Genomic DNA, 12,340 nt, shown 5'->3' on the forward strand with positions numbered 1-12,340 from the left:
GAGAAAAAATTAAAGTCGGATCAACCCCTGTTACAACCGGAATTAAATTTGATGGAAAAACTTTAGTTGTCACATTAAAGAGTGAAAACAGCTTCGCAATTGTTAATTTAGCCAATGACGTAGTTACAAAGGTTGAGGTAAGTGTTGGCCCTGCACAAGTTTTTATCCAAACAGATAATGAAGTATGCCTTTATTGCTAACCAAGGAACTGCAGAAAACCCATCAAATTTAGTAACAAGAGTTGATTTAGAAAGCAAAACAGTTACTGCAACGATCGATACAGGAAAAGGAACACAAGGGTTGTTGTTAGACCTGACAATAAATTTGTTTACGTAACAAATATGTTAGATAATACAGCTAGAGTTATAGATAACGAACAGAATAAATTAATCAAAACCGTTGAGAGTGGTGAAATTCCAAACGGAATTGCCATTATACCATAACAAGCAAAAAAACCGGCTCTCTTGCATTGTTTTCTTTGTGAGCCACCATTTTTTTTTAAAAAAGTCACATAATCTGCAAAATTTCTTGAAATATACGAGCTATAATTTGGATAAATAAAAAAGGAGGTCGATGACTATGGGAAATAAGAAAGTAATGGTTGGAATCTTAACAGTAGGTCTTGCATTTGGCACTGTTAGTACTGTCGCACTAGCAAGCGTTCCTCCATCTAAAGAATCTATACAAGAACTTTTCCGAGACAGTATTCCATCATTTGAAGAGATGCTGCCTTTCATGAAAAAAATGCATCCAAATTTAACTGATGAACAATTAGAGAATATGTATAAATCTTGCCATGGTGAAGGTGGAATGATGAGAAACCCTAATGCTATACCACGGCAAACGAACGTGATTAATCTTTAAGGAATTACTATTATAAAAAAATGAAAGGCTCCAATTACCTTTCATTTTTTTGATTATCTATTTATCTACCTAATTAATAATACTAAAGGGTTTGAAATAATTATCCAATTTTTCTTTAACTGTTTTCAGGATGAAGCAATTCAAAGATGTTGTGACAAAACATTAATGACTATGATACAGGAGTCATTAAAGAAGGCGAATTTTCAACTTTTTGAAAGAAAAAGTCGTGCTCCATATACTTTACAGCTATAGGAAACAAACGATTATCAAATAATTGAATGAAAACCTTTATATTGAAATTTCCGCATACTGGAGTTGAGTTCGATGTAGTGTCCCAATAGTCATTACTAAGTCAAGTTCTCTCTTCTGTTAAGGACACATCATTTACCATTCGCATTATTCCGAAAGAAAACTTCATGTCTCGTTTTTTTTTTTTGTAATTTCACTTAAATTTTAAGAACTTTTTAGAAATCAATTTATTACATGAAAACCTTTTAAAGAGCAGGAAAACGGTCTCCATACTATATTTCAACCACCCGCTCATTCACATTTTTCCACACCAATATAACGCACCATATTGAAATTAAATTAATCAATGGAATTACTATGACCGCCGGACCTCCTGACGTTCCAAGTAAGGACATCCCGATAATTTTTGAAGATAGAGCAACCATTAACAATGCTAAAAAATGAATGTAAACCGGTGCGAGCAAAAAACCTAAAGGCTTTTCTTTCAACAACAAAACACCGGATATAAAACCTAAAGGCAACAAGAGCGCTAAATCTAATCCCTGTACTACTAGGGTAGTATAATGTTCTACCTGTGGAGGAAACATTCCTTCCAATAAAGGCGGGACCACTACCCCTAACCATAATAGTCCCATCATGACTGAAGTAAAGATCAGAAAAGCACCAACTACTTTCATTGCTCGGCTTTTATTAAAGTGGGAACATAATGTACTGAAGTCAAACGAAAAAAGTGTCAATGCTAATGCAAAAAAGCTAAAAGAAGTTAAGGCAACATATATAAGGAAGAAATTATTGTACATTCCCATCAACATATATAAAAGATAGGTAACAAAAAAATAACCGAGTGTACCTCCAAGTAAGATTTTTCCTCTAAGCATCCCTTTTCTTGTTAATAAAAGAGAAAGGATCAACAAAGGAACCCCAATGCACAAGGTAACTACGTCCTGTGCGATACCTTGTGGAGCCATTTCTTGCGACATATGCTGATAAATCCCTTTCCCATAAATCATGATCGACTGTCCCCGGATCGTTTCATATTCATACGGACCAGGACCTTGATTAGAAAATATCCCAGCTAAAGTGGCAGCCATTGAAAATAAAACGATACAAATGACAAGAATGCTTATTGCCTTTATATTCCTCATTTTTAATCACTTCCATTTAAAGGGATTTGTCCTTACTTTTTTTAAGAACTGTAATTACACTTCACAAAGACATTCTTTGTTAAATTGATTAGCAAATTCTTTAATTACATCGACATCCAGCTTCGAAATATCTTCACTTGCACCACTCACTTTTTTAATAATTTGTCTTTGTAAGAAATTCATTTTAGAGAAAATTAACTCTCCGCCGAACAACCCACCAGCAATTGCATGGTTTCTCAACACTTCCGGAAAAGCCTTATTAAACTGGTGAATAGCAATTTCTCCTTCATTCATGCAACAAAGGAAAAGGGCGATTTTTTTAGATAATAATATATGAAGATTTTTAGCAATAAAGTTTTTCTCTTTACGAGAAATTAAACCACCATGAATGGAAGCCCCAATTATAATGGCATCATATTGTGATAAGTCAGGATGTCTATTCACATTTAAATCTACAATTTCTACGTCACCCTCAACGAAGTCACTTAAAATATGTGCAGCTTTTTCAGTAGTGCCATGAGAGGAAACAAAAACAATTAATACTTTCATTTCAATCTCCCCCTTCTTCATTTCAAAAGCACTTATCTATAGGACTATTGTACTGAAAATTTTTGCATTTCACGTGGCTTTTCGTGAGAAATAATTGACTTATATGTGAACTTTTAACAATACAAAAAGGGCATTTCTATCTGATTATCCCTATTTGCCAATACTGTAAAATCGTAAAACATAGAAAAACCCCTTAAGGAAAACAGATTTGTTTCTGTCTACCTTAAGGGGTTCCCCCTCAAATACTATATTGTTTCTAAACAAAAAATCTATATAATTAAAGAGTTTTTGGTTTGAATTCACTTTTAATTTCTTGGCGACCGTTACCTGTATCTAACGCTTCAGATCTTTCTAAATTAAATTTCTCCATAATAGGCAAATCACTTGTTGAGAACAAGAAAGTATCTTCGTAAGCAACATGTTCATGTAATGCCCAGTTCGGAATTACGAAGTAATCGCCTTCAGTCCACTCAAATTTTACACCATCGATAACACTGTATCCAGAACCTTTAAATACGTTGTAAATAACAGCATGTGTATGACGGTGCGCTTTTGTATGGAAGCCTTTTGGAAGTTTTTGCATCCAAGTCGCCATCGTCGGGTTAGCTGTTTCTCCATTTGATGGGTTATAGTATTCTACCGCATAACCATCGTAAGGATCTGGCTCAAAACGGCTTAACCCTTCGATCGCTGCAAGTGTACCTTCCCAACGATAACAGCCAACTGGTGCAATATGTGAATGACGATCTGAAATCGGTCGTACAACTCCGCCTTCATAACGTTGAGATCCAAAGTCGTCAGGCAGTGATGGTTGTTCTAATAAATCTGGATAATGATCGAAGAAAGTACCACCAATAGAATAAACCATCGGAATATCAAGAATATCCATCCAGATCATCGGTTTATCTCCAACATGTTCATGACCATGCCATAGTCCACCTGGCGTAATTAAGAAACTTCCTTCTTTCATAAAAATCCGTTGCCCTTGAACGATTGTATATGCTCCTTCACCATGTGTGACAAACCGTTGAGCATTTTGCCAATGGCGATGTGAAGGCGCTTTCTCACCTGGTAATAGCAATTGTACCGCTGCATAAAGCGTTTGTGTCGTAGATGCCCAGCCCCATGGTTGACGATACTTTAGGCCTGGATTTTGAAGATAAATGGCCCGTCTTTCCCCACCACGTTCAGGTGTGAAAATATTAGCAGCCTCCATTAATTTTTTTTGTAAAACTTCACCTTTCCACAAATATGCTTCTGCCTGTGGCTTCGGACGATGATGCATTAATTCTGGAATCGCTTCCCATAAAGGACCTAAATCATATTTCTCTAATTCCTGGTTGAAATCTTTAACTTCTTTTGTTTGTAAAAAATCAAATTTCTCCGCCATTTTATCCCAACTCCCTATTATCTAATTAGATAACAATGTTCACTATTATGATAGCAAACTATTCTGACAATTGTCAACATTTCTCTTTAGTAAATTTAATAATTAACTATTTTCAAAGAATTTTGTATAAACTATGCTATACTTTTATTACATTTATAGGTAACATAGTTTACAGAATGTTGATTGAACGTTTAAGGTTTTTTGTTCAACAGGAGGATTATGAATGGAAGTTATTAAAAGTAATACTACAATTCAAGCTTTACAAACCGGAATAGGAATTTTAGAAGTGATCGCAAAACATGATAAACCACTTAAGTTTTCTGAAATTGCCGAGCTTACAAATATTTCAAAGAGCAACCTTTATAAATATTTAAATACATTTATCCAATTAGGCTTTCTTTATCGCGATCAAGACAAAGGTACGTATGAACTTGGAAGTAAATTAATCGAATTTGGGATGATTGCAGCTGACCGGGAAAATGTCGTTGAAAGAATTACACCTTATTTAAGAGAAATTAGTAAACATTCATCTTGTACGGTTACTTATTCCATTTGGACCTCAAATGGGCCAATGATCATTAACATATTTAACAGCTTTCAAGGGATTAACATAGGGGCACAAGTAGGAACGATATTGCCAATTACGTCGGCGGCAGGAAAAATCTTTTTAGCTTTTCATGATCATGACATCATTAAAGAATGGAAAGAAGCTGAATTTAAAAAACTTTCCCCTGCCGAAAAGGAAAAACTAGAAAATGAATTAGAGCATATTCGCAGAAGTGAATTTTCTTTTGCAAAGGAACCAATTATCGCATCAGTCTCGTCCGTTTCTTTTCCAGTGTTAAACTTTAAAAATAATTTATTGGGAGCAGTGGCAGTCGTGGGTTTTAGCGAACAAATTTCTGATGATGAAAATGATGAATTAAATGTTTTTATAAAGGAAATGAGAAGGAAAATAAACGATATTTTTGGGCATTGAATGACCTAGTTCAGACCTATCCTTGATTAAATGTAATTTCTGGGTATCTAAAACAAAAAACCAAAAGAAATAGGAATCCGTAGTGGAACCCTATTCTTTTGGTTTTAGGGTTTCTTTAAGGTCTTTTATTTATTAACATTTTCATTTGATTAACTGCCACTGTTGCACCTGTTTGCTTTTTAATATCCACTTTTATTGTAATAATTCCTGTTTTTTCATCCTTTTCTAAAATATCTATAACCTCAGTTTCTAAATGAATGGTATCACCAATAAAAGTAGGTTTTACAAATCGAACCCTTTCCATCCCATAAAAGGCAACAACAACCCCTTTTTCAAAATGTAACAAGCCTGTTGATACCGATAAAATTAGCATTCCGTGAGCAATCCGTTGCTTATATATTGTATTTGCTGCATATTCTTTATCTGTATGTAGAGGAAACCAATCCCCACTAAATGCTGAGAACATCACTAAGTCGGCCTCTGTTATCGTACGTGAATTTGAAATCCATCTCTCTCCCACTTCATAATCTTCCAGATACTTATTAAACATTGAATTTCCTCCTTCCAAGTTTTATATCATTTTTGATGCAAGAGTTGTTCCAAAATTTTATTATTTAAAGAATATTTGTAATTTTCTTAATCAAGAGATACGATAATATAGAAAATTCCTTTTATTGAAAACACTATTAAAAATCCTACTTGTATATAAAGAATATATGAATAGGAGGATCAATATTGAATGCAGAAGAGATTTTTAATACTAAATTGTTAGATATCTTGTTTGCAAGTACAAATTATGGAACTGTCATTGTCAATAGCAGCGGAATCATTCAGTATATGAGTAATAACTATTGTAAATTTTTAGGGGTTGAACGATCCGAAGTGATTGGTAAGCACGTGACCGATATAATTGAAAATACAAGGATGCATCTTGTTGCACGAACAGGTAAGTCTGAAATGGCTGATTTACAGTTTCTAAGAGGAAATTTTGTAATAGCTAATCGATTACCAATTATTTTAAATAATGAAATAATCGGTGCAATTGGGTACATTATTTTTCGTGATATTGAAGATTGGAACAAAACGCATATCCATATTAAAGAATTACTTTCAAAACACAATTACTTTAGAAATGAGCAAAGTATCACAAAGGGAGTAAAGTATACTTTAAGCAATTTTATTGGAGAATCACTAGAAATTAAAAAAATAAAAGAAAAAATTAAAAAGATAGCTAGTGGTGATATTTCTGTTTTAATTAGAGGGGAAAGCGGAACAGGCAAAGAAATAGTTGCCCATTGCATACACCAGTATAGTAATCGCAGTGATAAACCTTTTATAAAAGTAAATTGTGGTGCAATTCCAGAACAATTAATAGAATCAGAGCTTTTTGGGTATGCAGAAGGTGCATTTACTGGTGCAAAAAGGGGTGGGAAAAAAGGGAAATTTGAACTAGCTGATGGCGGAACTATTTTCCTCGATGAAATTGGTGATATGCCTTTACATATGCAAGTTAAGTTATTACGAGTTTTACAAGAAAAGGAAATTGAACCAGTAGGTGCACTTCACCCTAAAAAAGTAGATGTCAGAGTGATTGCAGCAACAAATTGCCCTTTGGAAAAATTGATTGAAAAAAAACAATTTCGTGAAGACTTATACTATAGAATTAACGCAATCCAAATATTCATTCCCCCTTTACGGGATAGAACTGAAGATATCCCTTTACTTGCTAATTATTTTTTAAAGAAATATACAGTACGAATTGGGAAACGAATTACTAGTATTGATTCCGATGTTTTTTCATTATTGGAGAAATATGATTGGCCTGGTAATATCCGAGAGCTTGAAAATGTAATTTATGCAAGTGTTCACCTCACAAATGATGAAATATTAAGAATAGAAGCTTTACCAGACTATTTAAAAAGCTTTAATAATAAGAAATTTGATGATAAAAGGTTAAAGGATATAGTAGAGGAAACAGAAAAAAGGGTCATTGAAAAGACATTAAAGAAATTTAATTTTGATAAAAAAAAGGCCGCAAAATCTCTTGGATTAGGCATTTCTACACTTTATGACAAAATTAAAAAATACCAAATAATAGACCAATAAATAAATCCAGAAATTCAGAATACATTCCGAATTTCCGGATTTATTTTTTTGGACATCTTTTCACTAATTTCCGGAAATCAAGAAAATTTATAAATATTTAACTTTTGCGTTAAATCATAAAATTATAAACTTTTATTGTTTTTTTGTCTTGGTACAGAAATTGCTTAATACATAAAGTGAAATATTAAAAAGGGGGAATTTCATTGGATATTAGTATTATTACAAGAAAGATGGCAAATGATTTTAAAACTGAAAATGCCAGTAAAATAGCGATAAAAGAAGAGGTAGGAAGATCATGGACCTATAAAGATCTCCACCTAATATCAAATTCATACGCCAATAAACTTTTAGAAATTGGAGTTGAAAAAGGAGATCGAGTCGGTATTTTACTATATAACTGTCTTGAATATTTTGCCCTATATTTTGCAATTGCCAAAATTGGTGCAATTGCTGTCCGGCTTAATTTTAGACTTACATGTTCAGAACTAGAATATGCATTAAACGATTCACAGACAAAAATCCTCTGCTTCCATTCAAATTTAGCAAAGCAGCTTGAGCCTATTTATAATCAAGTTTCTGTTGAACGGTATTTTTGTCTACAAAAAAATCAAGATGATGATATTCCTAATTGGTCTGAGCCTTGGAGTGTCTTAGAAAGTGGTCCAGTTGACGAAATTACTAAAAATAACATTAATATGAATGATCCAGTTATGTTGATGTACACTTCTGGAACAACAGGAAGACCTAAAGGCGCAATTTGGACCCATGGAACAACACTTTGGTTTTCGAGTATTCAAGTAATGAAATGGAAATTCACTGGACAAGAAATTGGAATGACAACAGGACCATTATATCATGTTGGAGCAATGGAAGATATTGCACTTCCTATATTGCTAATGGGCGGCACAGTAATCATTACTAAAAGCCAAGGGTTTGAGATTAAAAGAATCCTTGATGTTATTGAACACGAAAATGTTACAGACTGCTTCCTATTTCCATTTATGATTTATGAAATGCTAAATTTATCTGATATTGATGATTATAAATTAAAATCTTTAAAAACGATTTATACCGGTGGTGACCCATTAATGCCATGGGCATTAGAAACATTAAAGAAAAAATTCCCTCATCTTGGGGTAGTTCAAGTCTATGGGTTAACAGAAGGTCAGCCAATTGCTGCTTCCCTTGATCCACAGGATGCTTTTAAAAAAGGACATACTGTTGGAAAACCGATGCCACTAACAGAAATTAAAATCATCGATGAGAATGGGGAACAACTTCCACCAGGCGAAGTTGGTGAGATTGCTATTAAAAGTCCAGGAGTTTCAGAGGGATACTGGAAGAATACTGCGGCTACATTAGAAACCTTTGTTAACGGTTGGTGCAAAACTGGTGATTTAGGGAAATTTGACGAGGAAGGATATCTAACAATTGCCGGAAGAAAGAAAGACATGATCAGAAGTGGTGGAGAAAATATTTATGCAGCAGAGATTGAAGATGTTTTGTATCGTCATGATTCTATAAAAGATGTTGCTATAATTGGAATTCCAGATCCAAAGTACATTGAGGCTGTATGTGCTGTCATAGTGAAAAAAGAAGGATCGCAACTTACCGAAGAAGAAGTGATCGATTACTGTAAAAAATATCTTGCCAGTTACAAAAAGCCTAAAAAGGTTGTTTTTGTGAATGAATTACCACGAACTCCATCAGGAAAGGTTCAGAAGTTCATTCTCCGAAAGCAATATAGTTGAGTTATTTAACTTTTATACAGCGGAGTTCTTCTACTTCTAAAAGTGACGAGTTCAATGCAAATTAGAATTTCAGATAGATACAAGAAGCAGCTATAAAAAAGATATTGCCCCTCCCCTCCTTCAAGTTTTGGTATTTATTTATTTTTAAAAAATTAAAAGCTAGGAGAATGATTGAAGATGAGTAATGTTTCAGTTGTTTCATGGTCCAAACAGAATAATATTGCAACCATTATTATTAATAATCCCCCTGTTAATGTGCTTAGTGCTCATGTTGTAGAACAATTATCTATTGCCGCCGACGAAATTGAAAAAGATTCAGAAGTAAAGGTCGTTATTCTTACAGGCGCTGGAGATCGAGCATTTATGGCAGGAGGAAATATAAAAGAATTTCCAGCTTGGATGGGAAAAGGAGTTGAAGAGGCAAAACAAAAATCTCTTTGGCTTCAAGAACCTTTAAATAAAATTGAAAATATTTCTTGTCCAACAATTGCTGCAATTAACGGAGTTGCTTTAGGTGGAGGCTGTGAGCTTGCGTTATGTTGCGATATTCGAATTGCAGAGGAACATGTTTTCATTGGGCTTCCTGAAATAAAACTGGGATTATTTCCAGGAGCTGGAGGAACACAAAGACTTCCAAGATTAATTGGAAAAGCGAAAGCAAAGGAAATGATTTTTACGGGTGAGCCATTATCTGCAGAAGAAGCAAAACAGATTGGTCTTGTAAATCATGTTGTACCAAAAGGAAAGTCTTTAGAAAAAGCATTGGAACTTGCTAATGTAATTAATAATTACTCTTTACCATCATTAATTTTAGCTAAACGTTCTATTGATGAAGGGTATGAAAAAATACTTAATGATGGACTCTTAATTGAAGCTGAAAATTTTGGCCGTGTATTTCAGACGAAAGATGTTAAGGAAGGTGTAGAAGCCTTTATACAAAAAAGAAATCCTAATTTTATAGATAAATAATTTTTTGAAATGAAAGCGCTTTATTATTTGTTAAGATAATTGTTTTTTTGAGGATATACAACTACCCAAATAAGCAAGGGGGAGAATACATGGATGTATTAATAATTATCCTAGCACTTGGATTACTTATGTTTTTAGCTTTTCGTGGTTTTTCAGTTATTCTTTTTGCACCATTGTGCGCATTATTCGCGGTTTTCTTAACCGATCCTACCCATGTTCTACCTTATTTTTCTAATATTTATATGGTAAAGCTGGTTGACTTTGTTAGGCTGTATTTCCCAGTTTTTATACTTGGTGCTTTATTTGGAAAATTAGTTGAAATAAGCGGTGTTGCTAAAAGTATTGCAAAAATAATTGTTCAATTTATCGGACCGAAACAAGCAATACTAGCGATCGTATTAATGGGTGCCATCTTAACCTATAGCGGGGTAAGTTTATTTGTTGCAGTATTCGCTATCTATCCATTTGCAAATCAGCTTTTTCGTGAAGCAAATATTCCAAAACGGTTAATTCCAGCAACTATTGCGGTTAGTGCTTTTACTTTTTCTATGGATGCACTTCCTGGGTCTCCACAAATCCAGAATGTTATTCCAACGACATTTTTTAACACAAATATATATGCTGCTCCGTTGTTGGGGTCTATTGGTGCTATTTTTATCGCAACCTTCAGCCTATTATATTTGAATCATTGTAGAAAAAAAGCAGCCAAAATTGGCGAAGGATATTTCGGAATTGGGGATAAAGCTATAAATAAAGAAGCTGAGGCTGAATTAGCGGCAACTAGCATAGCTGCTATGGAATCAACAATGCCTTCTGAAAGTATTGCCGGAAATAAGATTACTAGAAGAGATTGGCTTGCGTTTATCCCCCTGCTCATAGTGGGAGTAATGAATAAGTTTTTTACCGAATATATTCCTGTCTGGTATGCTAATGGATTTGATTTTGCTGCTATTGGACTAGAGACATATGGAAGTGTCAATATGTCCCAGGTAATTGGAATTTGGTCGGTTGAGTTGGCTCTAATTATGGGAATATTAGCGACAATTTTAGTGAATGTTCAAGCTGCTAAACTAAATTTTAAATCATGCATGCAAGTAGGAATAAGCGGTTCATTGCTTGCAACAATGAATACAGCATCAGAATATGGTTTTGGCGGTATTATTGCAGCATTACCGGGATTTTCTGCTATACAGGACTTTTTAACAGGATTCTTTTCCAACCCCCTCTTAAATGGAGCGATTATGACAAACGTTTTATGTGGTATCACCGGTTCAGGTTCTGGTGGATTAAGTATCTCTTTAGGGCTGATGGCAGATACGTATATTCAAGCAGCTCAAGAATATGGTATTCCATTGGAAGTATTACATCGTGTACTTGCCATGTCAGCAGGAGGCTTTGATACATTGCCACATAACGGTGCTGTGATAACCCTCCTTCTTGTTTGTGGTCTTACTCATCGTCAAGCTTATAAAGATATTTTTGCAATTACTGTCATAAAGACACTTGCAGTATTCTTTATTATTGGTGTTTTCAGCTTGTTTGCAATTGTATAAAGGAAATGCAGGACTCAATTATGAAAATGGATCTTTAATAGATCTTTTACTTGAGATGAAATACAGATGTTAGGAGTTGAATGAAGCCAATTTCCAGCGGAATTAATAGACCTTTTTCTAATCAAAAAAGAGAAAACCACAGCCTGAAAAAAGCCAAAATAAAGAGAGTGGAGAATTAATTTTTACTCCACTTTCTTTTTCTTTTCCTGAGAAACTGGAAGGTGCCTTTTACTTTTAGAATATTTTGGACAATGAAGCGATTATAAACTCAACAATATATCAACCGAAATTCTACGAAACAATTAATTGGACGAGCACTAAAAAATTAAAAGAAATCCTTAAAGCAGTCAGTTTAAATACCAATTAAATTATTGCCACCATTTCCGCATCAATTAAGCATTTTTTTGTTGCTTGCTTTCAAATTATGATTGAATGTTTTTCCATTCTTCCTTAAAAAATTCCAATTAACTTTTGATTTTTTGTCACGATTTAAACAAGAAAGTTCTAGAAAAAATAGTAAAATATTGGCAGGGAGGTGAGCTTATGAAAGCGAATGTTGGTCCTGTAGATAGATTGGTTCGAATTATTCTTGGATTAATCTTGTTATCATTATTATTTATTTTAGATGGTACCATAAAATACATTGGCCTAGTAGGAATTGTCTTATTGATTACAGCATTTATAAAGTTTTGTCCACTTTATCCAATCTTTAAAATTAACACAAATAAAGACGCGAAAATGTAAGTGAAAAAGGTCAACTCATAAAGCAGTTGACCTTTTTCACA

The 12,340-nt window shown here is 33.9% G+C and carries 11 protein-coding genes and 2 pseudogenes; 9 read left to right on the top strand and 4 right to left on the bottom strand.

The window, feature by feature from the left end; genetic code table 11:
- From HR057_RS16965 to HR057_RS06355, 3 genes and pseudogenes are all read left to right on the top strand, one after another.
- Positions 1-200: pseudogene (locus tag HR057_RS16965) on the top strand (YVTN family beta-propeller repeat-containing protein); the annotation flags it as partial.
- 123 nt (positions 201-323) lie between these two features.
- Positions 324-443 (top strand): annotated as a pseudogene (locus HR057_RS16970) (YVTN family beta-propeller repeat-containing protein); the annotation flags it as partial.
- A 136-nt stretch (positions 444-579) separates the two neighbouring features.
- Positions 580-864, top strand: coding sequence for an FAD/FMN-containing dehydrogenase (locus tag HR057_RS06355; RefSeq protein WP_173730598.1), 285 nt, complete (start codon positions 580-582; stop codon positions 862-864).
- Positions 865-1,385: 521 nt separating this feature from the next.
- Here the strand turns inward: HR057_RS06355 and HR057_RS06360 are convergent.
- The 3 genes from HR057_RS06360 to HR057_RS06370 form a co-directional block, all read right to left on the bottom strand.
- On the bottom strand, positions 1,386-2,258 hold the full coding sequence (locus tag HR057_RS06360; RefSeq protein ID WP_173730599.1) for a hypothetical protein: 873 nt from the start codon (positions 2,256-2,258) through the stop codon (positions 1,386-1,388).
- A 54-nt stretch (positions 2,259-2,312) separates the two neighbouring features.
- Complete coding sequence (locus tag HR057_RS06365; RefSeq protein ID WP_173730600.1) at positions 2,313-2,807, bottom strand: flavodoxin domain-containing protein; 495 nt, start codon at positions 2,805-2,807, stop codon at positions 2,313-2,315.
- A gap of 277 nt (positions 2,808-3,084) precedes the next feature.
- The gene (locus HR057_RS06370; protein ID WP_173730601.1) at positions 3,085-4,197 is read right to left on the bottom strand and encodes a cupin domain-containing protein; all 1,113 of its coding nucleotides are present in this window, start codon (positions 4,195-4,197) and stop codon (positions 3,085-3,087) included.
- Positions 4,198-4,420: 223 nt separating this feature from the next.
- Between HR057_RS06370 and HR057_RS06375 the strand changes: the two genes are divergently transcribed.
- Positions 4,421-5,176 (top strand): IclR family transcriptional regulator, encoded by a 756-nt coding sequence (locus HR057_RS06375; protein WP_173730602.1) that lies wholly within the window; start codon positions 4,421-4,423, stop codon positions 5,174-5,176.
- A 115-nt stretch (positions 5,177-5,291) separates the two neighbouring features.
- Here HR057_RS06375 and HR057_RS06380 read toward each other — a convergent pair whose 3' ends face one another.
- The gene (locus HR057_RS06380; protein WP_173730603.1) at positions 5,292-5,726 is read right to left on the bottom strand and encodes a MaoC/PaaZ C-terminal domain-containing protein; all 435 of its coding nucleotides are present in this window, start codon (positions 5,724-5,726) and stop codon (positions 5,292-5,294) included.
- A gap of 182 nt (positions 5,727-5,908) precedes the next feature.
- On the opposite strand from HR057_RS06380, the gene HR057_RS06385 reads away from it, so the two are divergent.
- From HR057_RS06385 to HR057_RS06405, 5 genes are all read left to right on the top strand, one after another.
- Complete coding sequence (locus HR057_RS06385; RefSeq protein ID WP_173730718.1) at positions 5,909-7,282, top strand: sigma-54 interaction domain-containing protein; 1,374 nt, start codon at positions 5,909-5,911, stop codon at positions 7,280-7,282.
- 203 nt (positions 7,283-7,485) lie between these two features.
- Positions 7,486-9,033, top strand: coding sequence for an AMP-binding protein (locus HR057_RS06390; RefSeq protein WP_230474372.1), 1,548 nt, complete (start codon positions 7,486-7,488; stop codon positions 9,031-9,033).
- A gap of 177 nt (positions 9,034-9,210) precedes the next feature.
- Positions 9,211-10,002 carry an enoyl-CoA hydratase gene (locus tag HR057_RS06395; protein WP_173730604.1) on the top strand — a complete coding sequence of 264 codons (792 nt, stop codon included), beginning with the start codon at positions 9,211-9,213 and terminating at the stop codon, positions 10,000-10,002.
- A gap of 89 nt (positions 10,003-10,091) precedes the next feature.
- Positions 10,092-11,555, top strand: coding sequence for a GntP family permease (locus tag HR057_RS06400; RefSeq protein WP_173730605.1), 1,464 nt, complete (start codon positions 10,092-10,094; stop codon positions 11,553-11,555).
- A gap of 543 nt (positions 11,556-12,098) precedes the next feature.
- Positions 12,099-12,299, top strand: a complete 201-nt coding sequence (locus HR057_RS06405; RefSeq protein ID WP_173730606.1) for a YgaP family membrane protein — start codon at positions 12,099-12,101, stop codon at positions 12,297-12,299.
- Positions 12,300-12,340: the final 41 nt, after the last annotated feature.

Source organism: Calidifontibacillus erzurumensis (genome assembly GCF_013303125.1).
Lineage (GTDB): Bacteria > Bacillota > Bacilli > Bacillales > Bacillaceae_J > Calidifontibacillus > Calidifontibacillus erzurumensis.